We start from the raw sequence: 24,996 nt of genomic DNA, 5'->3' as shown, positions 1-24,996 counted from the left end.
GGTCGGCGACTCGGCGAGCGAGCGCTCAGGACTGGCGTCCATCCGAGACCGAGCCGGTCGAGGTCGAATCCGCGTCGGACGGTCGGACTCGATACCGATCGAATAGCACTATCGCGAGCGTGACGCCCGACGCGAAGACGAGAACCCATCGATCGGCCGAGACGTACCACCCCGGTGTCGGCGGCCGCCACGTCGTCAGCGGAAACAGATACTCGTTGGTGAGCATGCGTCCGTCCGCATACTGCTGGGGAAGGTCGACGACCAGGTGTGAGAGGCCACCGGCGAAGAGGACGAGAAACGCGCGCCTGCGGTGAGTCGAGGAGGCGAACAGAAGCGCGCCGATTCCCGAGAGCAACGCCGCACCGACGACGGTATGAAGGGCATCCCACGCGAACGGGACGCCGAGAAGCGACGACACCCGCCCGCTCGAGACGACGAGCGCCAGCCGGTTCAGTTCGGGGAGGATCGACCCGACCATTCCGACCGCGATCCAGCGGTCGTCGATCCACTCGACGTACCAGCCGAGGACCGTAAAGGCCGCGTACGCGAGGAGGACGTGCGTCAACAGTTCGGCCATCACCGCTCACCCCGCGAAACGAACCGGAAGCCGCGCACGTCGATCCGCCACGTCCGCAAGAAGGCGGCGACGGCGAGCAGTCCGCCCAGGATCGACGTCCCGTAAACGTACCGCCTGTCACTGGATCCCTCGATGTCGACGACGACCTCGTCGGCTGTAATCGTCGACGGATCGGCCTGAAACGTGCCGGCAACCTGTATCTCGCCGCCCGGCTCGAGTCCGGAGACGGTCTCCGGATCGACGTCGGTCACCCGGACCTCGAGGGTTCCGTCGGAGACGACGACGGCGTCGCGTTCCTGATCGATCGTCTGCACCGTTCCGAACATTATCACCCGTTCGCCGTCGTACGCAGGCGGGTCGTCGGCGAGGTCGGACTGGCTCGGCGTCCAGACGTCAGCCATCGCAAACTGAACGCAAAACCCACCGGTCACGACGAGCAAGACGAGAATTCCGAGAAGCCGGTGTCGCGTATCCATTGTGGCCGATTATTTCGATTCGAACAACCGAAGATAAATGGATCGAATCCGACTGGGTGCTCGAAACGGTCGCTCGATACCGGAGGTCAGAACTCGGGTCGGAAAAGCGGTGATTCTAGGGCCAATCGTCGCGGACGGGTTCGGCATCGTCTTCCTCGGCACCAGCAGTCGTCGCCAGCACCCACTCCGCCGCCTCGGCGGCGTCGTCGACGGCCAAGTACTCCCAGCCGACGTCGTCGGCTAGCGCCTCGTCTTCTTCGTCCGCACCGACGAAGACGTACCGGTCGGTGTCGAACTGGTTTTTGACGCCCTCGAGGCTCTCGGCTTTGCCCCGTGGGCCGGAGAAGAAGTCCTGACGGATCCGGTTCTTTCGCGTGAAGTTCGTCACGACGTAGGTCGGTTTCTCGGAGACGACGCCGATGTACTCGGTCCACCCTCGAGCGTCCTCGAAGACGGACTCGGGCGAAGCGAGTTGCTTGAGCGCCTCGAGTTCGAACGCGAGGGTCATGTCACTGTCGCCGTTCATACCCGATCGAACGGCCGCACCGGGGAAAACGGCTTCGATACGTCCCATCGGACGGCACACCTCTATGCCCTGACCGCCCTGTCGTCCGGACTGCTGTGGCGGTGTGCCGGTGGAGTGGGACTGCCGCCCGAGTCGTGGCCCCACCGGAACCGACGGACAGTAGACCGTATCAGCTCCGTTCGACGCGGTAGTAGTCGGTGAAGACGACGATCTCACCTTCCTCGAGTTCGCTCTCCGGCGGAATCGTCGATCGATCGCCGGCCAGCATCTCGAGGAACTCCTCGAGCGCCGCGGACTCGAGTTGATCGACGTGTCTCACCGTCGCTCCCGATTCGACCGTCTCGACGCGACGAAGCGTCGACGGCCGGCCGGGAAACTCGCTCGCGGAACGGTCACTGAATGACATGGGTATTGATACCGAATAGCATAGCGGTACTTAACTACTTCGGTCGTTCACGCTGAATCCGGTCGAACTGGCCCGAAACTCGAGTGGCCCGGTCGTTGCGACGAGGCGTCAAGTTGATAGCAGGAGAGTCCTTCGTTCAGCCTGAACATGCCGACCGCATCGGCTGGGGCCGAATCCGCACTGGCCGTCAGCCCGGAGTTTATCGGCGTGACGTCGATCGCGTCGACCGTACTCGATTCGGGGATGACGGACGCGTTGGCCTGGATCGCGATCGGCGCGTTCTTTCTCGCGATCGTCCTCCAGTGGCGCGGCGAACCGGACGCGGCTCGCGTGCTCGCCTCGGCGGCCTGGCTCGTCTTCGGTGTCTTCTGGCTGACGATGGTGCCGTACTACTACTACGACGCACAGAGCCCGCTTCAGACAGTGCTCTCGGTCGCCGCGTTGCCGCTGTGTCTGTACACGGGCTACCTCCTGTACGGCGGTCGCCAGTCGCTTCTGTTGCTCTCGAAAGCCGTCGCGATTATGGGTCTGATCTATCTCCCCGCGGAGACGATTCCGTTCGTCAGACAGTGGCTCATCGAGACGACCGCCGCTCAGACGCACTTCGGAATGGAGCTTCTGGGCCACAGCCCCGGCATCAACGAGGGGGCAAACGGCTACTACAGTCGGTTCGACTTCGATCCGGACGAGACGGTCACCGGACGAACGACGTACATCGTCCTCGCGTGTACCGGGATCGGGAGCATGGCTATCTTCGGCGGGTTGATCGCGGCCGTAAAGGCGCCGCTCCGACGGAAGCTGACCGGGATCGCACTCGCCGTCGGCATCATCTGGTTCCTGAACCTCGTCCGAAACGTCTTCATCGGCCTGGCCTCTCCATGGGGCTGGTTCCAACAGGAGTGGCTGGTCTCGTTCATGACCACGTACATGGGCGCCCAACCCGAGCGAGTCTCGTTTCTCGTCGCACACAACTACATCGCCCAGACGCTGTCGGTCGTCGCGCTCGTCGCCATCACGTATCTCATCGTCAGGATCGTTCCGGAGATCCTCGAGCCACTCGAGGACGTCCTCTTCGTTCTGACGGGCAACGAGTACGACCTCTTCGAGGCCCTCGGCAAAGAGGAGGTTCGCGCCGACGGCGGTCCCGACGCCGATCGATGACCGTAGTCGACGTCGACCTTCCGTTCTCGCTCGAGGAACGCGCCGTCTCCGTCCCCGACGCCGACGCGTTGATTCTCGCCGACGTCCACCTCGGACGCGCCGTCGCCTCGAGCGTCGACGCGCCGATCGGCGACGGGACGGACGTCCGAACGCGTCTCGAGGCGGTCCTCGAGCGGATCGAGCCGGAAACGGTCGTCGTCGCCGGCGACCTCCTCCACTCTTTCGAGTACGTCCCGCGAGGCGTCGAATCCGACCTGTCGGCGCTGGAGGAGGCCGTCGCCGACGCGGACGCATCGCTCGTCGTGACGCCCGGCAACCACGACACGATGCTCGAGGAGGTTTTCAGCGGCGAGACGACGGCGGAGTATCGCTTGGCCGACGACGAGACTGTCGTCTGCCACGGCCACGAGCGGCCCGAAACCGACGCCTCGCGGTACGTCGTCGGCCACGACCATCCGGCGATCTCCCTCGAGGGTCGCAAGCGCCCCTGTTTCCTCTACGGTCTCGAAATATACGACGGGGCTGACGTCCTCGTCCTGCCGGCGTTTACGCGGGCCGCGGCCGGCGCGACCGTCAACGGGATGCGCTCTCGAGACTTCCAGTCGCCGCTGGTCACTGACGTGGATGCCTGTTACCCGGCGGTCTGGGACGACTCGAAGGGGGAGCCGCTGTGGTTTCCGCCGCTCGGGGAGTGTCGCAAGCTGCTGTGATCGAGACCGTCTGCTATCGAGCGCGGTTCGACAGCCAGCCGTCTAATCGGCTCTCGAACTCCATCTTCCGGTGCATCCGCCACTGGACGAGTATCACCGGCAGCGGGAGTGCGACAAGCGCTGCAAACAGCCACACCGACGGCATTCTCCTCGTGAAAACCCACACGAAAACGGTGATCCCGGCCACGCTCTCGAGCAGCGAACCGACGAAGTAGGCGGTCCAGAGCCGCCGCGCTCGCGTTCGCTGTGCTGCCGTGTAGATACGGTACCCGTTCAGCCCGCCCAGAACACCGCCGACGGAGAACACGAGCGCTAGGAAGAGCGTCTCCGTTTCGATCATGTAACCGAGAATTATGTATTTGCTGACAAAAGTGTTGTGTGACGACCGCCGGGAGTCTCGAGTGACGGCGGTTGAATCACCTCGAGAGATCCTCGAGGACGGCCCCTGCCGCCTGACGACCGCTTTCCATCGCACCCTGAATCGACGACCAGCGAGTGTAGTCGCCGGCGAGGTAAACCGGACCGTCGGGGTCGCGCACATCTGGCAGTTCATCGTGGACGCCGGGTGGCTGTGCGAACTGCGCGAACGGAATCCGGTCGGTGTGTTCGAGGGAGAATCCGTCGAACGCCCGTTCGGGATACCACGACTCGAGGGACTCTCGAGTCGCCGCGGCGAGTTCCTCGTCCGTCTCCTCGCGGTCGCCGAGATACGTCGCGCTGATCAGCGTTGCCTCCTCGGGTGCGTACTCGGGGGCAATATCGCTCGTCGGAACGACGTGGTTCGGCCCCTCCGAGTCGAGGTCGGCGTTCAACACGATCCGTTTGCCGCTCTCGATTCCGGTGTCGGCTGGGAGCGAGTAGTACTGGGTCACACAAGCTCGTCCGTTCGTCGGAGTCGGGTCGACACCGGTGAGCGATCGAGCCGTCCGCGGGTCCGTCGCCACGACGACGGCGTCGGCGTCGTACGATCCGCCGTCCGTTTCGACGGCGACCCTCGCATCAGTGGAGCCACTCGAGTCGGCATCGGTCCCCGACCCGGAGACGACGTCAGCCGAAACCGACTCGACCTCGACGCCGCTCTCGATCGTCGCCCCCTCCGCCTCGGCGAAATCGGCCAACTGAATCGGAATCGCACCCATCCCCTCTGCGGGAACCGCGGTCTCACCCGCCGCCAGCGCTTTGAACGTGTACTCGAAGATCCGTTTCGACGTCGACAGCGAGCGGTCGAGCGTGATCCCGCCGTAAAACGGGCCGGCAAAACGCTCGAGGAACCGATCGGAGAACCCGCGTTCGCGGAGGAACGCGTCGATCGAGGCGTCGTGTCCCGACTCGAAGCGTTCGTCGAACGCACGGTTGCGGAGCGTCCACCTGAGCGTCGCCACGCGGAGTTTGTCACCGAGCGTGACGTCGGGGTTGAACAGCGCGGCCGGAAGCTCCCTCGGCGCCCGGAGCGGATCGACCAGCCGCGATCGGTGACCTGCCCGAGCGATCGTCGCACCCGGTGCGAACGGACGAAGGTCGAGCGCCTCGAGATCTAATTCCCGACGAACTGCGGGGTAGGCCGTAAAGAGCACCTGGAAGCCGTAATCGAACCGAAAGCCATCCCGGGTCGTCGTCCGTACCCGTCCGCCGACCGACGGTCTGCGCTCTGTGAGCGTGACGTCGGCGCCGCCGCCAGCGAGGTGGCGCGCGGCGACGAGGCCGGCGAGACCGCCGCCGACGACGAGCACTCGCGGAGTCGACTGCATACCGGTTCATCGGACGACGAACGGATAAACGCTCGACCTTACAGTAGTCGACGGTCACGAGGACGATACGGACTCGAGTGGTCCGGCCACGCGCTACATGCCGGTAAACACCCTGAGCAGAACGCCGGTGAGGATAACTAACACTCCGAGAATGGTTGCGATCGGTGGGATCGGAACGAAAAGCAATACGATGCCGGCGAGGATGACGCCCGTCGAGAGCCTGACCATACACACCCCTCCACGAACGCACGGGTATCGCTGGAGCATGCATAGCCAGCCGACATAAATACCGATCGGGAGCGTGGTCGTCACCGAGAGACACCCACACAGTGAGGGCCCCGAAATCAGTGGGTCGAGGAGACGACCGCCGCTATGTCGGCGTCGGGGTCGACCAACCGATACTCGCCGTCCTCGAGCGCCACGATCCCCTCGTGGCGAAGGTGATCGAGGTGGGCGTAGGCTTCACCCGGACCGTGGAGGATGTGGATTCCCTCGAGGTCGCCGAACAGGTGGGCGCTGACCGTCCACGGATCGGCTGGTCCGTGCTCTGTGAGTACCTCGAGGACGTTCCCAGTCCGTTCACGGTGGTGGTCGCGGATTGTCAGTGCCCGGTCGGTCGGGTCGTCGATCGGATCGCGATGTCCCGGCCAGACCCGATCGTACTCTCGGTCGGCGATCCTCTCGAGGGAGGTCAGATACTTCTCGAGCGGGCGCTCGACGCGGACGTCCGCGCCGCCGACGTTCGGCGTGTATACCGGAAGGATAGCGTCGCCGACGAACGCCTCGAGGCCGTCGACGCCTTCGTCTCCACCGGTCGTTTCTGGCATCTCTCCGATCTCGAGACAGCACAGGCCCGCGGTGTGTCCGGGCGTGTGAACCGCCTCGAGCGTGTGCCCGCCGACCGCCACGGTATCACCGTCCGCGATCGACGTCACGTCAGCCCCTTCACCTTGAATCTCCCTCACCGCCTCGAGGAATCCGAGCAGTTCACTCCGGGGTTCGTCCGGAAGGCCCCACTCCTCGAGGACGTCTCGACGTTGCCGGTCGAAGGCGGCGACTGCATCGGTGTCCTGTGCGACGAGCGGAGCGTCAGCCTCGTGGACGTAAACCGTCGCATCGCTTTCGGCCTGAATCTCACCGACCAGGCCCGCGTGGTCGGGGTGAAAGTGTGTGAGAACGATATCGTCGACGTCGGCGAACTCGTAGCCGCGTTCGGCCAGCCCCGTCCGGAGTTGTGCCCGGCAGTCGGACATTGCGATACCGGTGTCGACGAGCGCGAGGGCGTCGCCGTCACCGCCGTCGAGGACGTACGCGTTGTTGTTTCCTTCGAACTCCTCGTTCCCCAGCGAGATCCGATCCATATCAGAATCCAACTCGCCGGCAGGCCATAATTCGCCGGGTCACGGAACGGTACGCTATTCGCCCAGTTCGGCCCGCAGCAACTGGTTTACGTCGCCCGGATCCGCACTGCCGCCGGTCTTTTGCATCACCTGTCCGACGAGGAAGTTGATCGCGCCGTCGTCGCCGGACTCGTAGTCCTCGACGGCCCCCTGGTTCTCGTCGACCGCCTCGACGACGGCCTGTTGAACCTCGTCCCCGCTCGTCTTGCCAAGGCCCTCCTCGGCGACGACTTCGTCCGGCGTGTGCCCGTCGTCGAGCATCGACCGGAGCACCGTCTCACGGGCGTTTTTCGCCGTGATTTCGTCCTCGTCGACGAGCGCGACGAGTCGTTTGACCTCCTCGAGGCGGCCTTCGATCTCGGTGATCTCGATGTCGCGGTAGTTGAGTTCGCCAAGCAGGTTGTCCGCGACCCAGGTCGCCGCCAGGTCGGGATCGAACTCCGCCGCGACGTCCTCGTAGAAGTCCGCGACCTGCTTCGTCGAGGTGAGCTTCGAGGCGGCTTCCTCGTCGAGACCGTACTCGGTTCCGAACCGCTCGCGGCGAGCGGATGGCAGTTCTGGGATCGCGATCGTCTCCTTCCAGTCCGAGACGCGAAGCGGCGGGAGGTCTGCCTCCTCGAAGTACCGATAATCTTTCTCCTCTTCTTTCGAGCGCATCGAGACCGTGATGCCCCGAGCCTCGTCCCAGTGTCGAGTCTCCTGTTCGACCGCGCGACCGCGCTGAATAGCGTTTTTCTGGCGCGTCTCCTCGTAGGCCAGCGCTTTTTCGGCACCTTTGTGACTCGAGATGTTCTTGACCTCCGTGCGGTTGGCCGTGGCGAGTGCCTCCTCGCCGATCTCGTCTGCGTCGTCGCCGTCGATTTCGTCCTCGGGGATGATCGAGAGGTTGGCGTCGATGCGGAGACTGCCGTCCCGTTCGGCGTCGAAGACGCCCAGATACTCGAGAACCTCCTCGAGTTCGGCGAGAAACGCCCGCACTTCGTCGGGACTGCGAAAGTCCGGCGCGGTGACGATCTCCATCAGCGGCGTGCCGGCGCGGTTGTAGTCGACGAGCGTGTAGTCTGCGGTGTCGATCCCGCCGCCGACGTGCTGGAGGCTGCCCGGATCCTCCTCTAAGTGCGCGCGCTCGATCGTCACCGAGCGACGCGTTCCCTCGACCGAAATCTCGAGTTCGCCATCGGCACAGATCGGCTCGTCGTACTGGGTGATCTGGAAATTCTTCGGCAGGTCGGGATAGTAGTAGTTCTTGCGGTGAAAGCGGGTCTCCTCGGGGATGTCGGCGTCGATCGCCTTCCCGATTTTGACGGCCGCCTCGACGGCACCCTCGTTCAGGACGGGGAGGGCACCCGGTAGACCGAGACAGACCGGACAGACGTTCTCGTTGGGCTCGTCGGTCTGTTCGGTCGAACAGCCACAGAAGATCTTCGTATCGGTCTCCAGCTGGACGTGGACCTCGAGGCCGATGACAGTCACGAGATCACCCTGCTGGACGGTTTGTGCGGTCATTGGCCACCGATTCGGGGCGGGCAGGGTAAAACGTAACGGGACGAAGTCGTCGCGAACGAGGCGCCCGTAGCCGGCTGTGATCGCCGCGACTCGTCACAGTTTCCGAGGCTGTGCGAACTCGGTCCAATCACTACACAGCCCTACGTCCAACGGGTGCGAATGGCCTTCCCAGCCTGATCTACCACCGGCCGCCGTGGATAACGGTACTGCTCGCGTTGGTGAGGACATCTGTCGGCCTCTCGGCGCTATCGATGCGTCTGGGAACCGGCTTTGCCGAGATCGTACTCGAGGCACTACGGACCCAGTTCATCACCGGTGAACTCGACGGGAAGACATCCGAACGCCGACAGGCGGCCATCACGTAGCTGTGATAAGCGGGGGACGGCAACCGTTCAGTCCTGCCAGAATTATTTCGACGACGCTCGTCTCCCCGATTCGGGTGACGAGACCTTACCAGTTTGGAGCGCAGTTCAGTGTGGGTGGGCTCGAACGTGACAACAGAGTCATGGAACCGACTGGACTACTAACAGCGTCCGCACAGGATATCCTGCTACAAACACCCGAAACCCAGCGTGAGATCTTCGAGTTCGTGTTCGACGATACGCTGCTCGCGCTGTCGTTCGTCGCGAACATCGCCCTCGCAGGCCTGACGATTCTCTTTATCGTCGCGATGACCCGGGGAGTGACCGACCCACGCACGAAGCTGATCGTCGTCTCGACGATGCTGATCTCGGTCGTCTCGATCTCGAGTTATACCGGGCTCACGTCGGGGCTGACGCTGAGTTTCATCGAGATGCCCGCGGGCCACCCGCTCGCGGGCGAGGAGGTCCTCACGATGTGGGGTCGCTACCTCACGTGGACGTTCTCCACGCCGTTCATCCTGATCGTCCTCGGGATGATCGCCGGCTCGAACCTCACGAAGATCACGACTACCGTCGCGATGACGATCGCGATGTGTGTCACCGGTCTGGCCGCCGCGCTGACCACCTCCTCGTATCTCATGCGCTGGTGGTGGTTCGTGCTCAGTTCGAGTTTCTTCCTGGTGATCGTCTACGTGATCCTGGTCGACTGGACCCGTGAGGCCGAGCAGACCGGTACAGGGGACCTGTTCACGAAGCTAAAGATCCTCACCGTCGTCGGCTGGTTCGGCTACCCGATCCTCTGGGCGCTCGGCGTCGAGGGCTTTGCCCTCCTCGAGATTTGGATGACCTCCTGGGGATACAGCGTCCTCGACATCATCACCAAGTACATCGTTACGGTGTTGATCGTGCTGTACGTCGTCAAAGAGCCCGAGACGATCACCGCCGACGCTGACTACGGCTCTACGTTGAAGGGCGTGGGTATCCCTGGTGATGACTGAGACGGGTTGCTGTCCGTCGTCGCCCGGTTGGGTTTGCGAACTGTGGGGCAGTGATTCCGTTCGACCCCCTTCCCTTCGGTGGCAGCGCTCGTCACCTCTGCTCGGAGGGCGATTTATTCACCGAAACGGTGAATGACTTGTGACGGACCCACTCCCGATCGTCGTCGGCATCCTCGCGCTCGGCGTCGGCGCGCAGGTGCTCGCCAAGCGACTCCGCGTCCCGAGCGTCCTCTTCCTGATCGTCGTCGGCGTCGCCCTCGGTCCCGAGGTGTTGGGATTCGTCACGATAGAGACGTTCGGTGACGGCCTCGCGACCGTCGTCGGCCTGAGCGTCGCGATCATCATCTTCGACGGCGCGTTTCACCTCCGCCGCGAGCGGCTCTCACAGGCACCACGCGCCGTCGTCCGAATGGCGACGATCGGCGCGGTGATCGCGTTCGTCGGAACGACCCTCGCCGTTCGTCTCTTTCTCGGAACCGGGTGGGACGTCGCCGCACTCGTCGGCGCCCTGCTGATCGCGACCGGTCCCACCGTGATCACGCCACTTCTCGAGGTCGTCACCGTCCGCGAGCACGTCGCCGCGACGCTCGAGGCCGAGGGGATCTTCAACGACGTTACCGCGGCGGTCCTGGCGATCGTCATCTTCGAGGTCTTCGTCGTCGGCGACGCGCCGGCCGAGATTCCCGTCTCGTTCCTCCAGCGGCTCGTCGCCGGCCTCGGCGTCGGCATCATCGTCGCCGGCGTCGTATGGTACCTGCTGGTCGAGGCCGATCTCCCCGCCGGCAATGCTACGCAGGCGGCACGGCTCGTGACCCTCACGGGTGCGCTCGTCGCCTTCGGGCTCGCAGAGTCGATCTTCCCCGAGACCGGGGTCGCCGCCGCGGCCGCCTCCGGTGTCGTCCTCGGCAACCTCGAGTTTCCCCACCGCGAGGAGATCCTCGAGTTCAACCGCGATCTCACGCTCGTCGTGCTCTCTTTCGTCTTTATCTCGCTGGCGGCGCTGATCGACTTCGACGCGCTACTCGGATTGGGTCTCGGCGGCATCGCCGTCGTCGTTGCAGTGACGCTAATCGTCCGACCGGTCCTCGTCGCAATCTCGACGACTCACTGGCGGTTCAGCCGCGCCGAGAAGTACTTCCTCTCGCTGGTCGGCCCGCGCGGGATTATCCCCGCCTCGGTGGCGACGCTGTTCGCGATCGAACTCGAGGCCGCTGGCCAGTTCGAAGCCGCCCAGACGCTCGCCGGGACGGTCTTTCTGGTCATCTTCATTACGGTCGTCATTCAGGCCGGATTCGCGAGACAGATCGCAGAGTACCTGCACGTGGTTCCGATGAAAAGTATCATCGTCGGCGGCGGCCGGGTCGGCCGGGCGCTCGCCACTCGACTGGAGCAACGAGGCGAGAACGTCCACCTGATCGATAGCGATTCCGAGAACGTCACCGACCTGCGAGAGGACGGGTTCACGGCCCACGAAGACGACGGAACTGACGCTGACGCGCTCCGGGGTGTCGGCATCGAGGACGCAAAACTCGTCGTCGCGACGACCGCCGACGACGACGTCAACCTGCTGGTCTCACAGCTGGCACGCACGAAATTCGACGTCGAGGAGGTCGTCGCCCGAGTGAACTCCCCCGAAAACGTCGACGCGTTCGACGCACTCGACGTGCGAGCGATCGACGTCGCCAGCGCGACCGCCTGGTCGATCGACAACGAAATCGAACGGCCGGCACTCGCCCACTGGATGAACGAACTCGGCGAGGGCCACGACGCCCAGGAGATCGTCGTCACCGCCACGGAACTCGACGGGGCGACGATCCGCGAACTCAGCGCCGAGATACCCGACGGCTGCATCGTCGCCGTGGTCGCCCGTGACGGTGAAACCTCCGTCCCCGGTGCGGACACCGTTCTCGAGGCGGGTGACCGAGTCACGTTCATCGGACGCGACGACGCCGTCGGAAGCGCAGTCAAGCGGTTCCATCCTCACGACGAGTAATCCCCTACTAGTATGGGTGTGTCATTTTGACAGTTCCTCACTACCCACCAGTATGAGAGTGTCGAGAGCAGTCGAGGGAAACCGAAACGACGGTGACGACGGACGGCACACTCGAGGGGTCGATTTGACGAAGACGCATCGAGTACGACCGTCGACGGCCGACGAGGGACGGAAATTTCACGTACGATGAACTCACTCACCTACCTGCAGTTTCACCTCGTGTTTACGATCCCGCCGATCCTCGTCCTCGGCTGGTTGGCGGCCCGACGCGAGCGAGCACGGTGGGGACGGGAGGAGCTCTCCGGTCTCGCGATCATCGTCTGTCTCGCAGTGGCGTACACCACCCCCTGGACGAACGCCATGATCCCCGAAGGCGTCTGGTGGTACGGCGAGGGAGCCGTCCTTGCGACGATCTGGCATACGCCGCTCGAGGAGTATCTCTTTTTCGTCCTCCAGACGACGTTGACGGCGTTCTGGCTCTTCCAGTTTCTAGACGTCTCCGACGTCTCACTCCGGCTCCCCGCGAATCATCGGCTCGCCGGCGTGCTGGCCGGAGTTGGGATCTGTGCGGGCGGGTGGGTGCTTCTGGGGACGACGTCGACGTTCTACCTCGGCGCGATCCTCTTGTGGGCCGGCCCGATCCTCGCGATCCAGTGGGGCTTTGGCCTCACGTATCTCCTCCGTGAGCGACGGCAACTCCTGCTCGCCATCGGCGTGCCGACCCTCTATCTGTGGGTCGCCGACTGGATTGCCATCTCGCTCGGGATCTGGATGATCTCCGAGTCACACACGATCGGAGTCGGTCTCGCCGGCCTCCCGCTCGAGGAAGCGCTGTTCTTCCTCGCGGCGAACGTCTTCGTCGTACAGGGCCTCGTCCTCTACGTGTGGGTCCTCGACCGTCGCGCCGAACTCGGGTCGCTGTCGCTGGTGCATCGTCTCGCGAGCCGATTCTCCGCTGAATCGACCGATGGCTGACGAACCGACCGGCGTTCGGTCCGGTACGCCGACCGACGCGGCCGGCCCGCAGGCGCTCGCGGCGAGGATCGCCTTCGCCGGAGGGGTAATCTCGATCGTCCTCGGGGTTAGTATCACCGTCCTCGGCGGGTCCCTGCCGCGGCCCGTCCAGTTGCTTCCGCTGGCGGCGAGCGCCCTCGTTTTGGGACTCCCCCACGGTGCCGTCGATCATCTCGTCTTGGCGCGCGCCCGTGGCGAACCGGTTACCCGCCGAGATCTGGCGTTCGTCGGCGTGCTCTACCTCGTCGGCGGATCGCTGTACGCCCTCGTCTGGTTTCTCGCCCCAGCAGTCGCGTTCGCGCTCTTCATCCTCGTTACGCTCGCCCACTGGGGACAGGGAGACGTCTACGCGCTGGTCGAACTCGCGGGTGCCGACCACCTCGAGACGCGATTTCTGCGCGTCCTGACCGCGGCCGTCCGCGGCGGCCTCCCGATGCTCGTCCCGCTGATCGCGTTCCCCGCGGAGTACGCGTTCGTCGCCGGCGCGCTGATCGGCCTGTTCGATCCCGCGGCCGCGACGGCACTCGACCCGGTTTTCGCCCCAACGACGCGTCTCGCCGTCGCCGCCGGGTTCGGTACCCTGATCGCCGTCACGCTCGGAGTCGGCTTTTTTCACGCAGACGATCGCGGACCCTGGCTGGTCGACGTCGCGGAGACACTCGGCCTGCTCGCGTACTTCGCCGTCGTGGCGCCGATCCTCGCTATCGGGCTCTACTTCACGCTGTGGCACTCGCTCAGGCACGTACTCAGAACGATGTTGCTCGACGACCGTGCAAACGGGGCGTTGGTGCAAGGGAACGTGTCGCTCGCGTTCGACCGGTTCGCGAGGGACGCGGCGCCGTTGACCGCCGCCGCGTTGTTCGTCTTCATCGGGCTCACGCTCTCGATTCCGGCAACGCCAGCGACGCTCGAGGAGGCGATGGGACTCTACCTCGTCGGTATCGCGGTCCTGACGATCCCGCACGTGGTCGTCGTCACGCTACTCGATCTCGAGGCGGGTCTCTGGTCGCCCTGATACGGACCGTTGGCCCGGGGAGCGAGCACGACCGGTGCCGCGTCTCGATCTCGAGGGGGTCGGTCACAGCTACGGACGCTTACCGTGTACCGTCGAGTCGCTTCGTTCACCGTGTACCGTCGAGTCGCTTCGTTCACCGTGCGTCGTCGAGTTCCTCGAGCGCCTCGGGGTTCTCGATACTCGAGAGGTCCCCGAGGTCCTCGCCGGTGTAGGTGGCCTCGATTGCTCGACGGATGATCTTGCCCGACTGCGTCTTGGGGAACTCGTCGACGAACAGCACCTCGCGCGGCCGGAACGGTTTGCCGAGTTCCTCGCCGACCTGTGTGCGCAACTCCTCACGGAGATCGTCTCCCTCCTCGGAGCCGTCCTCGAGGACGACGTAGGCGACGACGGCGGTGCCGGTCGTCTCGTCGGGTGCGCCGACGGCGGCGGCCTGGTTGACGGCCTCGTGGTCGATGAGCGCACCCTCGACTTCGGCGGGGCCGACCTTGCGACCGGCGACGTTGAGCGCGTCGTCGGCACGGCCGTGGAGGAACCAAAATCCCTCGGCGTCCTTCTGGGCCCAATCGCCGTGATCCCACAACGGCGGGTCCTCGAACGTCGACCAGTACTCCGCGAGGTAGCGCTCGTCGCCCGACCACAACGACTTGGTCATCGACGGACAGGAGTCTCGAGCGACCAGAAATCCTCGCTCGTTGTCCTCCGCCACGGAGTTGCCGTCGCTGTCGACGATATCGATATCCATCCCCAGCCCCGGCCCGCCGAGGGTACAGGGTTTCAGCGGCTGGTTCGGCATCGGCATCAGGAAACAGCCACAGATCTCGGTGCCGCCGGAGATGTTGATGATCGGGCACTCGCCGCCGCCGACGGTCTCGTAGAACCACCGCCAGGATTCGGGGTCCCAGGGCTCGCCCGTCGATCCCAGAACTCGAAGCGAGGAGAGGTCGTGACCGGAAAGCGGTTCGTCCCCGTATTTTCGCAGGGCACGAATGGCCGTCGGCGAGATACCGAACTGCGTCAGCCCGTGGCGATCGATCATCTCCCAGAACCGATCGGGACCCGGATAGTCGGGCGCACCCTCGTACATGAAGACGGTTCCGCCGAAGGTGTGGACACCGATCAACGTCCACGGCCCCATCATCCAGCCGATGTCGGAGACCCAGAAGAACCGATCCGCGGGCTTCAGATCGAAGCCGAAGTAGAGTTCCTTGGCACACTGGACTTGCACCCCTGCGTGCGTGTGGACGATCCCCTTCGGTTTCCCCGTCGTTCCCGACGAGTAGAGAAGCATCGACTCCTGGCTCGAGTCGAGCGATTTCGTCTCGTACTCGTCGGCTTGGGACTTGATGGCGTCGTCCCACCACTCGTCGCGGCCGTCGGCCCAGGGGATCTCGTGTTCGTTTTGCGGATCGCTCGAGCCGAGTCGATCGAAGACGATGGTGTGCTCGACGTGACCCGCCTGCACGATCGCCTCGTCGGCCGAGGACTTGAGGAAGATCGGGTCGCCGCGGCGGGAGAAGCCGTCGCCGGTGAACAACACGGAACACTCGGCGTCCTCGAGGCGGGTCGCGACGGCGTCGACGCCGAACCCGGAGAAGATCGGCACCGCGATCGCGCCGACCTTGAAACAGCCATAGAGGATGGAGACGACCTCGGGCACCATCGGCATGTAGAGTCCGACGGTATCGCCGGTCTCGATGCCGCGCTCCTCGAGGGCGTTCGCCACCTGATTCGCTCGCCGGCGGAGTTCGTGGTAGGTCACCTCGCGAACCTCGCCGTCTTCGCCCTCCCAGATCGTCGCAACCGCGTTCCGCCGTGGTTCGTCGACGGCGGCGTGACGGTCGACGACGTTGTGGGCGACGTTGAGCCGCCCGCCGGGGTACCAGTCGGTGAACTGCGGTCCGCCGCGGCTCGCGCCTCGACCGTCGTCTCGCACTTCGTCGTACTCTTCGTAAAACTCGAGGTCGAGATAGCCGACGACCTCGTCCCAGAACCAGTCGACTCCGCTTTCGGGTTCGTCCTCGAGCTCTGTTGTCGTCCGCTCGATCAGTTCGTCGTAGTCGTCGATCCCGTACTCACGCATGAAGGCAGCGACGTTCGTCGACTCGGCAAACGCCTCGTCAGGGTCGTGAACGACCTCGCCGACGTCCTCGAGAGTGCCATCTCCTGACATGGTTACTGATAGGTAAGCGTCATACCACCATCAAACAACAGGTCGCCGCCGTCTAGGTGCCGGTCGAGGTGAGAGAAGCCGAACGCGAACAGATTCCCGACGTCGACCGGCTCCATCATCTCCGTGACCCGCGACTGGCCGAGCATCACCTCCTCGATCACCTCCTCGACCGAAATTCCGCGTTGCTGTGCGGTATCCTCGAGTTGATTCGTTACGAGCGGCGTCTTCACGTAACCCGTGCTGACGGAAAACGACCGAATCCTCCCGTCGCCTTCGGCCGCGATAGACTGGGTGAGTCCCCGAAGCCCGAACTTGGAGACGTTGTAGCCGACCTTGTCGCTCGTCACGTAGTGGCCGTGGACCGACGCCATATTACCCACGCATCCGGTCCCGTCCGCAGTCTCCCGAAAGTGTGGGATACAGAGTTTCGAGAGGTAGATCGGTGCACGCAACATGATCCGGTGGATGCGGTCGTAGGCATCCATCGGAAACTCGTCGATCGGATCGATGTGTTGAACGCCGGCGACGTTCGCGAGATATTTGACGTCGCCGAGTGTCGCGGCCCGGTCGACGATCCGCTCGAGGTCGTCGTCTTCGGCTAGATCCCCGACGATCGGTTCGACGGTTCCCTCGAGGTCGAGTTCCTCGCTTCGGTCGACCGTTTCGTCCAGTCCGTCCTCGTCGACGTCCGTCGCCGCGACGGTGAGGCCGTTTCCGGCGGCGACGAGCGCCGTCGCCCGTCCGATTCCCGACCCGCCCCCGGTCACGAGGCAGACGTTCCTGGCGGTGAACGATCCATCGTCGATCCTGTGAATCCGCTCGTCCGTTACTGGCGGCGGTGTAACCCGATCCTGGGACATAATCCGTTCACGACATACGTTAGCTCGAAGCACGCTAAACAACCGCGTTAACATATCAACGTCGAACCCACCGCCCCTAAGCAGTCCTCGAGATCCGATATCCCACGCATCACGAACCGTCGCTCCTCCGGCACTCGGCGTTCGCGTCGTTCGACGACTATGTGGGGTGTAAACGCCCAACACGACTAATTCGGCCTCGAATACTACCGCGCCAAAGATTACCGAGGCGTATTAGCGAGGATGGAAAATATTAAGCGTCGGTATAGCCTAGCCCGAGCCACGATGACTGAGTACGTATCGACCACGACGGGGCTCTATCCGCTCCCGGACTGGGCGAAAGACGAGCTCTCGAGCCTCAAGGGGCATCAGAAACACGACCTGATCAGCGGCGACGAGGGCGAAGAGATCACGACGGCCTACGAAGAGGCACGCGAGGAAGTGATCGACGTCCAGCAGGAAGCCGGACTCGATCGCGTCGTCGAAGGCCAACTTCGCTGGGACGACATGCTCGCACACCCACTCGCGGTTCACGACGCCGTCGAAACGCGCGGTATCGTCCGCTACTACGACAACAACAACTTCTACCGCGAGCCGGTCGTCACGGACGAATTGGACTTCTCGGGGGACGTCGCCTCGGAACTCGAGGCCACCGCCGATCTGACGGCCGACGGGAGTCTGCAGGCCGTCCTCCCCGGCCCCTACTCGCTCGCCGAACTCGCGACCGACGAACACTACGGAGACGACGCGGACTTCCTCGCCGCGATCGCCGAGTTCCTCGCGGGCGAGGTCGAGGCGTTCCCGGCTCACGAGACGCTGTACCTGCTCGAGCCTTCGCTCGTCGAGGACGCCCCCGGCGACGGGGAGGACGAGCGCGCAAGCGAGGCGATCGATCGGGTCGCACAGGCGACCGACGCCGACGTCGTCGTCCAGCCCTACTGGGGCGCCCTCTCCGAGAAAGTCTACGCTCACCTGCTGGACGCCGACATCGACGCGGTCGGCTTCGACTTCGTGGCGAACCAGGAGGACAACCTCTACAACGTCCAGGAGTACGGAACGACCGACGACGTCTCGCTGGGCCTCGCTGACGGCCAGAACACGCTCGTCGAGGAGCCCGAAGCGATCCGCGACCGCGTCGACTGGGTGTACGATCAGCTTCCAGTCTCCGAGTTCGAGACGGTGTATCTGACGACCAACACGGAGACGTTCTACCTGCCGTACAACAAGTACGAGGCGAAACTCGAGGCGCTCGCGGATGCCGCGGCGCTCGCGGACGCGGAGGTGACCACGACATGACCACGAACGAGAACAGAGACCAGTTCCGACCCGACGATCACGAGAACGATCACTTCCTGCTTTCGACCGTCGTCGGCAGCTATCCCAAACCGAAGTGGCTGAACCGGGCGAAGGAACTCTACCAGGACCCCGACCACAGCTTCGACGAAGGTGACTGGCAGGAGGCCAAAGACGACGCCGCCCGCCTCATTACGGCCGAACACGAACGAGCCGGCCTGGACGTCGTCGTCGACGGCGAGATGCGGCGCAACGAGATGGTCGAGTTCTTCGCCCACCGCATCGAGGGCTACGAGTTCAACGGCCCCGTCAAAGTCTGGGGACACAACTACTTCGACAAACCCTCCGTCGTGAGCGAAGTCGAGTACACCGACAGCTGGCTCGTCGACGAGTACGAGTTCACCGCCGCCGCAGCCGACCGGCCGGTCAAGGTGCCGATCACCGGCCCGTACACGCTCGCGAACTGGTCGTTCAACGAGGCCTACGAGGACGACGACGACCTCACGCTCGCGGTCGCCGACCTCGTCAACGAGGAGATCGAAAAGCTCGTCGAGGCCGGCGCGCGCTACATCCAGATCGACGAACCCGCACTCGCGACGACGCCCGACGACCACGCTATCGTCGGCGAAGCCCTCGAGCACATCGTCGACGACATCCCCGAGGAGGTCCGCATCGGACTGCACGTCTGTTACGGCGACTACTCCCGGATCTACCCCGAAATTCTGGACTTCCCCGTCGACGAGTTTGACTTAGAGCTCGCCAACGGCGACTACGACCAGCTCGACGTCTTCAAAGATCCCGAGTTCACCGCCGATCTCGCACTCGGCGTCACCGACGTCCACGTCGCCGAGGTCGAGTCCGTCGAACAGATCGAACGTAACATCCGGAAAGGACTCGAGGTCGTCCCGCCGGAACAGCTGGTCGTCTCGCCCGACTGCGGCGTCAAGCTCCTGCCCCGCGAGGTCGCCTACGGCAAGATGGCGAACATGGTCGAGGCCGCCCGCAACGTCGAGGCCAAACTCGACGCCGGCGAGATCGACGTCGAGCGCGGCACGCCGACGCCCGCCGACGACTGATACGGATTACTGTAGCGATGTACCGGTGAGACCGCGATCCGGGCGGCGGTCTCGCCGGAAATGATCTACAGTAAACCGTATGAGACGGACTGCTGTCGCAGTTCTTGCCCACCCGCAGACGTTTCGCGGGTAGGTCGGTTACTGATGTACAACAGGCCGTAGTGGCGGGACTGCTGTCAGATCGTCTCGTCCTGTGATCGTCCCGTTCTCGAGACGGTTCCGATCGAATACCGTGATCTCGACACGTTTCCGTGTCACACGTGGACACTCGCCGACGACGTGGACGTCACCTGGTGACTGGCGTGTCCGGGAACGTACATATGGGTCGGGTTCGAACGATCGGTCGATGCAAGAAACCGTAAACTCCCGTGCCGAACTGGACGAGGAAGTCGCCGAACACCGCGATCCCGACCACGACGTCGACCCGCTGTTCGTCAATCGCTGGTCGCCCCGGGCGATGACCGGCGAGCCCCTCGATGAGGAGGAGTACCTCCCGCTGTTCGAAGCGGCGCGGTGGGCACCGTCGGCGTTCAACAATCAACACTGGCGATTTCTCTACGCGACACCCGAGGACGAGGAGTGGGAGACGTTCGTCGATCTCCTGAGCGAAGGCAACGCGTGGGCGGCCGACGCAGGCTTGCTCGCCGTCATCGTCTCGAAGACGACGTTCGACCACAACGGCGAACCGGCACCGGTCCACTCCTTCGACACCGGTGCGGCCTGGCAGAACCTCGCACTCGAGGGGGCGCGTCGTGGACTCGCCGTCCACGGGATGGCCGGCTTCGACTACGAGGGTGCCGCCGAGGAACTCGACGTTCCCGGCGAGTTCGCCGTCGAGGCCATGTTCGCCGTCGGGGAACGCGCGCCGCCGCAGACGCTCTCCGAGGAGCTTCGCGAGCGCGAACAACCGAGCGATCGAAAGTCCGTAGACGAGATTACCCACCGGGGCGGCTTCGAGTAATCGCCGTCCGGTCGGAGCGACGACGGCACTCATCGGGCCCGCCGGACCGACGCCCGACTTTCCTTCTCTCTCGCCCTTTCGCCTCGTTTCTCGCCCTTTCGAACAGGTTACAGGCAGTATAACGGGGCTCGGCCCCGAAGCGATTCACGAACGCGGTACCGGTGAATACCCCACAAAATAATTATCCGGGACCGAATTTAATTTTGTACGATCATGAACGCCGACCAACCTGACGGCGGCGACCGCGGGACGTCACGACGGACGTTCGTCGCCGCGACCGGCACAACGACGGCCGCGGCGCTCGCCGGTTGCTCGAGCGACGACGCTTCGGAACCGAACGACGAACGCATCGCGGAACTCGTCGACGACCTCTCACTCGAGCAAAAGGTCGGACAGATGACCCAGGTCGCACTCGGCGGTTCGGCGTTCGATCCGGACGCGCCGTACGCGATGCACGACGACGTGGCGACGGTCGGCGAGCTATTTTCGGAACTGCACGTCGGCTCCGTGTTAAACGGCGGCGCGTCCGGGCCGACGTGGAACGGCGAGGAGTTCGTCGCGGGGCTCAACGCGCTCCAGGAGTTCGCACTCGAGGAGACCGACCACGGGATCCCGTTTCTCTGGGGCGGCGACGCCCTCCACGGAAACTGCTTTCTCGACGGCTGTACCAGCTTTCCCCAGCGGCTCAACGTGGGTGCGACGCGAAACGTCGACCTCGTGGAGGAGGCCGCGACCCACACCGGCGCGGCGGTCGCGGCGATGGGCGGTCACTGGAACTTCGGGCCGACCGTCGATATCCTCCGGGATATGCGGTGGGGCCGGTACTTCGAGGGCCACAGCGAGGACCCGATGCTCCTGGGCGAACTCGGGAAAGCCAGAGCGCGTGGCTTCGAACGGGCAGACCGCGTCGCCGCGACCGTCAAACACGTCGGCGGCTACGGCACGCCCAACAGCGGAAAGGACCGCGGACACGCCCGGACGTCGATGCGCGACCTCCGGACGCGGCAGTTCCCGCCCTACGCCCGCACACTCGAGGAGGCGAAGACGGTGATGGTCAACAGCGGCGCGGTCAACGGTAAACCCGCCCACTCCTCGCGATGGCTGTTGACCCAGTATCTTCGGGATCGGCTGGGGTTCGACGGCGTCGTCGTCAGCGATTGGGACGACTTCGAGCGGAAGATCTCCAACCATCAGTATCTGCCCGACACCGACGAGGGGTGGCGCCGAGCGGTCCGGGAGGGCCTCGAGGCCGGCATCGACGTCTGTATGTGTGGCGACGAGACGCCGCCTTCGGCGTTTATCCAGACAACGGTCGATCTCGTCGAGCGCGGCGAGATCGCCGAGGAACGGATCGACGACTCCGTTCGGCGCATCCTCGAACTCAAATTGAATCTCGGCCTGTTCGCGGAGCCGTACGCGCCGGAAGACGAGATCGGCGACCTCGTCGGTGGGGCGGCCGAGACGTCCGAACGACTGGCGACGCAGTCACTCGTGTTGCTCGAGAACGAAACCGAAGCGCTCCCGCTTTCGGGATCCGAGGAACTGCTGGTGACCGGGCCGGGCGTGAACCGCGGAACGGAGAACCGGTTCCTGATGCAACACGGCGGCTGGACGCTCGGCTGGCAGGGCGTCGAGGACGGCGACCTGAGCCCGGGTGGGCCGCGCCCGCGCCAGCACACGATCGCGGGTGAACTCGAGGATCGCCTCGGCGATCGGCTCACGCACGTGCCAACCGAGTTCGATCCGGCATCGTACGAGAGCATCTACGAGAACTTCGACAACGGCTTCTTCGACGTCACCGACGAGCAGGCGGAGGCAGTCGTCGACGCCGCCGGAGACGCCGACGCGGTCGTGGTCGTCCTCGGCGAGGGGCCACACAACGAAGGGTTCGGCGACCGGGACAGGATGCGCTTTCCCGACGCCCAACGGGAACTCGTCGAACTTGTCGACGCGGAGACCGACGACGGGACGACGCTGGTCGGGGTGATCCTCGCCGGGAGTCCCCGCGGGACCCAGGAGACGTTCGAGCACCTCGACGCGGTGTTGTTCGCCGGCCAGCCCGGCAGTGACGCGGGCGTCGCGATCGTCGATGCCCTCTTCGGCGAGTACAACCCCTCCGGACGATTGCCGTTCACCTGGGAGGCCCACGTCGGCCACGTCCCGCTTTGCTACGACGACTACCCGCCCAGACAGTCGGTCGACGCCAGCGACGGGATGATCCAGTACGAGTTCGGCCACGGGCTCTCCTACACCGACTGGGAGTACTCGGAGCTGTCGCTGTCACCGCCGGCGGTCGACGATCCCGCCTCGACGCCGTCGGTGACGGCGCAGGTGACCGTCGAGAACGTCGGCGAGATGGCCGGCGAACACGTCGTGGACGTCTACAACACCGAGTTCTACGGCTCCGTGCTCCAGCCCCACCGCCGGCTGATGGGCTTCGATCGCGTCCGCCTCGAGGCGGGCGACTCCGAAACCGTCGAGGTCCACCTCGATCTCTCGACGCTCGAGGTCGTCCCCGGCGATATGCCCGGCGTCGGACCGCTAGTCGTCGAGCCCGGCGAGTACGAGGTGTCCGTCGGCGGAGAGTCGGCGACACTCACCGTCGAAAACGGGGCATCGATCACCGACGACCAACCGGTCCCCGGCCGGTACGACATCGACGGCGACGGGGAGGCAACCTTCGACGACGTGATGGCGCTATACCGAATCCTCGAGTGAGCGTGTCGGACCGCAGGGAGTCACCAAGCGGCTCGTCCCCACGGTAGAGTAGCCCCTGAACGTCTTTGCACACCCGCTCACGATAGTCGTCTCGGAGACCGGTCCGTTCGTCCGGTCTCCGGGCGCTGTCTGTGAGCGGTGTGTCAATCGTTTCAGCAGGGACTTTCGTTTCGACTCGCGATTCACAACACATTATTCGCGGCCGGAGGAAACTGACGCGCATGAACCACGAGATACTCGTCGCCGGCGAGACGCTGATCGACTTCCTCCCCGAACACCCGGGACCGATCTCGAGCGTCGGTGGGTTCGAACGGCGACCAGGCGGTGCGCCCGCGAACGTCGCCGTCGCGCTCGCCCGCCTCGAGCAGACGCCACTGTTCTGGAGTCGCGTCGGCGAGGATCCGTTCGGCGACTACCTCTTGGAGACGCTCGACGAGTACGGCGTTCCCGATCGCTTCCTCGAGGCCGACCCCGACGCGAAGACGTCGCTCGCGTTCGTCGCCCACGATGAAGCGGGCGACCGGAGCTTCTCGTTTTACCGCGACAGAACCGCGGACACGCGCATGGAGCCGGGCCGAATCGACGATTCGGTCCTCGCGACCCTCGAGTGGGTCCACGCGGGCGGCGTCGCGCTCTCGAGTGGCCGTTCGCGCGAGGCGACGCTCGATCTGCTCGAGCGGGCGGCCGACGCTGGCTGTACGGTGTCGTTCGATTCGAACACCCGGACCGAGCTTTGGCCCGACGAGGCGACGCTTCGCGTGATCGTTCGGGACGCGCTCGCGTCCGTCGACGTTCTGAAGGCGACCCGCGGAGAGCTCGAGGCGCTTGGCTTTACGGGCGACTCGATCGAAGACGTCGCTCGAGAGGCCCTGGCGGCCGGCCCCCACACGGTGTTAGCGACGCGAGGCGGCGACGGATCGCTCGCGGTCGCCGACGACGACGCCCCCTGGTCAGCGGGAGCGGCCGAGCACTCGGGATACGAAGCGGACGTCGTCGACACTACGGGTGCCGGCGACGCGTTCGTCGCCGGTGCGATCGCGGCGATGCGAGGCGGACGGAGTCTCGAGGAGACGCTCGCGTTCGCCGATGCGGTCGGGGCCGCCGCGACGACGGAACCGGGCGCGATGACCACCCTGCCGGACCGGGCGGCGGTCCGAGAGATCAGTCGTAGGTAAAGAGCCGAGCGTCGCAGTCCGGACAGAACAGTTTCTCCGACGGCGTCTCACCCGCGGGCGTCACCTCGCCACAGCAACTCGAGCGCGAAACAGTCAGATCGGTGTCACAGACGGGACACCGCTCGAGGAGCGACCGTAACGGGCGACCGGCGGCGAGTCGCATCCGTTCGTCCTCGAGACGGGACTCGAGCGCCCGCGCGGCGGCGAGTTCGGCGACCGCTTTGTGTTTTGGGAGGGAGGTCGTCCCGTTCGGACCCGCAAGCAGGACGGTCGCGGGACGTCCGCGCCAGTCACGTCCCACTCGAGCGTCGATCGACGGCCCCGTCAGGTCGTCGACGGAGGCGGTGAGAGCCGAGAGATTCCGGCCACGGAGCGTCGCCATCTCGCGGCGCCAATCCTCGCGAAACGAATCCGCGAGCGCGAGGTCGTCCTCGACGGGAACCACGATGCCGGCCTCGAGCAACGCGGTAACGACGTCCTCACCGCTCGGTGTGGGCCGTGAGCTTGCGCCACCGGAGCCGTCGGCGGGTACCGCCGAGAGCGAGCCGTCCGCTCGATCGTCGTGGTCGAACGCGGCTATCGGAAGGCGAGCGACGAGTCGAGGTGCAAATCGGGGCGTGTACGGAACCAGATAGCCCCGGAGGCCGATCGCGGCGACCCCACCGATGGCCAGGAAGGCCGCGGCCAGTCGCCGCCCGGTGAGTGCGAGACCACCGACGACGATCGTCAACAGGAGTCCGTTCGCGATCGTACACGGCCAACAGCGGTTCGACCCGGTGGACGCCGGCCGGCGAACGCGCTCTACGAGGTCCGACATGCGACGCCGGTTTCGGTTCGATCGTCTTCAGTGT

At 64.8% G+C, this 24,996-nt stretch carries 23 protein-coding genes; 11 read left to right on the top strand and 12 right to left on the bottom strand.

Translation table 11 applies throughout. The annotated features are described in order from the left end of the window. Positions 1–25: 25 nt before the first annotated feature. The 4 genes from AB7C87_RS15965 to AB7C87_RS15950 form a co-directional block, all read right to left on the bottom strand. Positions 26–577 (bottom strand): metal-dependent hydrolase, encoded by a 552-nt coding sequence (locus AB7C87_RS15965; RefSeq protein WP_369730485.1) that lies wholly within the window; start codon positions 575–577, stop codon positions 26–28. Next, the gene (locus AB7C87_RS15960; protein WP_369730484.1) at positions 577–1,053 is read right to left on the bottom strand and encodes an OB-like fold-containing membrane protein; all 477 of its coding nucleotides are present in this window, start codon (positions 1,051–1,053) and stop codon (positions 577–579) included. The genes AB7C87_RS15965 and AB7C87_RS15960 overlap by 1 nt, the downstream gene beginning before the upstream one ends. A gap of 115 nt (positions 1,054–1,168) precedes the next feature. Continuing rightward, positions 1,169–1,579 carry a DUF7124 domain-containing protein gene (locus AB7C87_RS15955; protein WP_369730483.1) on the bottom strand — a complete coding sequence of 137 codons (411 nt, stop codon included), beginning with the start codon at positions 1,577–1,579 and terminating at the stop codon, positions 1,169–1,171. Positions 1,580–1,748: 169 nt separating this feature from the next. Then, entirely contained in the window at positions 1,749–1,985 is a 237-nt protein-coding gene (locus AB7C87_RS15950; protein WP_369730482.1) for a DUF7979 domain-containing protein, read from the bottom strand. A 147-nt stretch (positions 1,986–2,132) separates the two neighbouring features. Between AB7C87_RS15950 and artA the strand changes: the two genes are divergently transcribed. Both artA and AB7C87_RS15940 read left to right on the top strand, forming a co-directional pair. Next, positions 2,133–3,146, top strand: a complete 1,014-nt coding sequence (gene artA, locus AB7C87_RS15945) for an archaeosortase A (RefSeq protein WP_369730481.1) — start codon at positions 2,133–2,135, stop codon at positions 3,144–3,146. Then, complete coding sequence (locus AB7C87_RS15940) at positions 3,143–3,856, top strand: metallophosphoesterase (protein WP_369730480.1); 714 nt, start codon at positions 3,143–3,145, stop codon at positions 3,854–3,856. The genes artA and AB7C87_RS15940 overlap by 4 nt, the downstream gene beginning before the upstream one ends. 13 nt (positions 3,857–3,869) lie before the next feature. On the opposite strand, the gene AB7C87_RS15935 is transcribed toward AB7C87_RS15940, so the two are convergent. The 5 genes from AB7C87_RS15935 to gatB all read right to left on the bottom strand — a co-directional run bounded on the left by AB7C87_RS15935 (position 3,870) and on the right by gatB (position 8,510). Continuing rightward, positions 3,870–4,196: a hypothetical protein gene (locus AB7C87_RS15935; protein WP_369730479.1), complete on the bottom strand. Its 327-nt coding sequence runs from the start codon at positions 4,194–4,196 to the stop codon at positions 3,870–3,872. Between the two features lie 76 nt (positions 4,197–4,272). After that, entirely contained in the window at positions 4,273–5,604 is a 1,332-nt protein-coding gene (locus AB7C87_RS15930; protein ID WP_369730478.1) for an NAD(P)/FAD-dependent oxidoreductase, read from the bottom strand. A gap of 93 nt (positions 5,605–5,697) precedes the next feature. Next, a complete protein-coding gene (locus AB7C87_RS15925) occupies positions 5,698–5,832 on the bottom strand; it encodes a transporter (protein ID WP_369730477.1) in 135 nt (44 codons plus the stop codon). A gap of 116 nt (positions 5,833–5,948) precedes the next feature. Then, complete coding sequence (locus AB7C87_RS15920) at positions 5,949–6,965, bottom strand: MBL fold metallo-hydrolase (RefSeq protein WP_369730476.1); 1,017 nt, start codon at positions 6,963–6,965, stop codon at positions 5,949–5,951. A gap of 54 nt (positions 6,966–7,019) precedes the next feature. After that, entirely contained in the window at positions 7,020–8,510 is a 1,491-nt protein-coding gene (gene gatB / locus AB7C87_RS15915; protein WP_369730475.1) for an Asp-tRNA(Asn)/Glu-tRNA(Gln) amidotransferase subunit GatB, read from the bottom strand. 505 nt (positions 8,511–9,015) lie between these two features. Between gatB and AB7C87_RS15910 the strand changes: the two genes are divergently transcribed. The 4 genes from AB7C87_RS15910 (at position 9,016) to AB7C87_RS15895 (ending at position 13,892) form a co-directional block, all read left to right on the top strand. Beyond that, positions 9,016–9,870, top strand: coding sequence for a bacteriorhodopsin (locus tag AB7C87_RS15910; protein WP_369730474.1), 855 nt, complete (start codon positions 9,016–9,018; stop codon positions 9,868–9,870). A gap of 139 nt (positions 9,871–10,009) precedes the next feature. After that, positions 10,010–11,863 (top strand): cation:proton antiporter domain-containing protein, encoded by a 1,854-nt coding sequence (locus tag AB7C87_RS15905; RefSeq protein ID WP_369730473.1) that lies wholly within the window; start codon positions 10,010–10,012, stop codon positions 11,861–11,863. 186 nt (positions 11,864–12,049) lie between these two features. Continuing rightward, positions 12,050–12,838 (top strand): lycopene cyclase domain-containing protein, encoded by a 789-nt coding sequence (locus AB7C87_RS15900; RefSeq protein ID WP_369730472.1) that lies wholly within the window; start codon positions 12,050–12,052, stop codon positions 12,836–12,838. Next, entirely contained in the window at positions 12,831–13,892 is a 1,062-nt protein-coding gene (locus AB7C87_RS15895; protein ID WP_369730471.1) for a Brp/Blh family beta-carotene 15,15'-dioxygenase, read from the top strand. The genes AB7C87_RS15900 and AB7C87_RS15895 overlap by 8 nt, the downstream gene beginning before the upstream one ends. Before the next feature lie 133 nt (positions 13,893–14,025). Here AB7C87_RS15895 and AB7C87_RS15890 read toward each other — a convergent pair whose 3' ends face one another. Continuing rightward, on the bottom strand, positions 14,026–16,065 hold the full coding sequence (locus tag AB7C87_RS15890; protein WP_369730470.1) for an AMP-binding protein: 2,040 nt from the start codon (positions 16,063–16,065) through the stop codon (positions 14,026–14,028). A 2-nt stretch (positions 16,066–16,067) separates the two neighbouring features. Further along, a complete protein-coding gene (locus tag AB7C87_RS15885) occupies positions 16,068–16,925 on the bottom strand; it encodes an SDR family NAD(P)-dependent oxidoreductase (protein WP_369730469.1) in 858 nt (285 codons plus the stop codon). 282 nt (positions 16,926–17,207) lie between these two features. On the opposite strand from AB7C87_RS15885, the gene AB7C87_RS15880 reads away from it, so the two are divergent. From AB7C87_RS15880 to AB7C87_RS15860, 5 genes are all read left to right on the top strand, one after another. After that, complete coding sequence (locus AB7C87_RS15880; protein ID WP_369730468.1) at positions 17,208–18,218, top strand: 5-methyltetrahydropteroyltriglutamate--homocysteine methyltransferase; 1,011 nt, start codon at positions 17,208–17,210, stop codon at positions 18,216–18,218. Next, entirely contained in the window at positions 18,215–19,291 is a 1,077-nt protein-coding gene (locus tag AB7C87_RS15875; protein ID WP_369730467.1) for a methionine synthase, read from the top strand. The genes AB7C87_RS15880 and AB7C87_RS15875 overlap by 4 nt, the downstream gene beginning before the upstream one ends. 346 nt (positions 19,292–19,637) lie before the next feature. Continuing rightward, positions 19,638–20,252: a nitroreductase family protein gene (locus tag AB7C87_RS15870; RefSeq protein ID WP_369730466.1), complete on the top strand. Its 615-nt coding sequence runs from the start codon at positions 19,638–19,640 to the stop codon at positions 20,250–20,252. A gap of 213 nt (positions 20,253–20,465) precedes the next feature. Next, positions 20,466–22,970, top strand: coding sequence for a beta-glucosidase family protein (locus tag AB7C87_RS15865; protein WP_369730465.1), 2,505 nt, complete (start codon positions 20,466–20,468; stop codon positions 22,968–22,970). 221 nt (positions 22,971–23,191) lie between these two features. After that, positions 23,192–24,145 carry a carbohydrate kinase family protein gene (locus AB7C87_RS15860; protein WP_369730464.1) on the top strand — a complete coding sequence of 318 codons (954 nt, stop codon included), beginning with the start codon at positions 23,192–23,194 and terminating at the stop codon, positions 24,143–24,145. Here the strand turns inward: AB7C87_RS15860 and AB7C87_RS15855 are convergent. Further along, positions 24,132–24,962, bottom strand: a complete 831-nt coding sequence (locus tag AB7C87_RS15855) for a DUF8054 domain-containing protein (protein ID WP_369730463.1) — start codon at positions 24,960–24,962, stop codon at positions 24,132–24,134. The two genes, AB7C87_RS15860 and AB7C87_RS15855, sit on opposite strands and share 14 nt — an antisense overlap. Positions 24,963–24,996: the final 34 nt, after the last annotated feature.

It is taken from the genome of Natrarchaeobius versutus (assembly GCF_041205745.1).
In the GTDB taxonomy this organism is placed as follows: domain Archaea; phylum Halobacteriota; class Halobacteria; order Halobacteriales; family Natrialbaceae; genus Natrarchaeobius; species Natrarchaeobius versutus.
The sequence above is the reverse complement of the archived record's forward strand: the minus strand, read 5'-3'. Positions and strand labels throughout refer to the sequence as shown.